1 protein-coding gene is annotated in these 328 nt (G+C 68.6%); it reads left to right on the top strand.

The genetic code is table 11. The features are described from left to right. The coding region (locus KVS71_RS17180; RefSeq protein ID WP_217585122.1) for an ABC transporter permease subunit at positions 1 to 328 on the top strand (328 nt) is incomplete at both ends.

The raw sequence follows: 328 nt of genomic DNA, 5'->3' as shown, positions 1-328 counted from the left end.
CGAGTTCCAGATCATCGGGCGGGCCGTCATGCCGCTGGTCATCATCGTGATGGTGACGCCGATCGTCGCGATCGCCCCGGCGCTCGTCGTCGCCTTCGGGTTCGGCATGGTGCCGAAGTTCATCGTCACCGGCCTCGTGGTGTTCTTCCCGATGCTCGTGAACTCGCTCGCCGGCCTCCGCGACGTGGACCAGAAGGCGCTCGACGTGTTCACGACGCTGCACGCCTCGCGGTGGGAGATCTTCCGCGAGCTGCGGTTCCCCGGCAGCATGCCCTACGTGTTCGCGGGTCTGCGGATCGCGCTGCCCCTCGCCGTGGTCGGCGCGGCC

This window comes from Microbacterium sp. GbtcB4 (genome assembly GCF_019091465.1).
GTDB classification, from domain to species: Bacteria; Actinomycetota; Actinomycetes; order Actinomycetales; family Microbacteriaceae; genus Microbacterium; species Microbacterium paraoxydans.
Note: the sequence above shows the minus strand (reverse complement) of the source record. Positions and strands in the feature narration are given on the sequence as shown.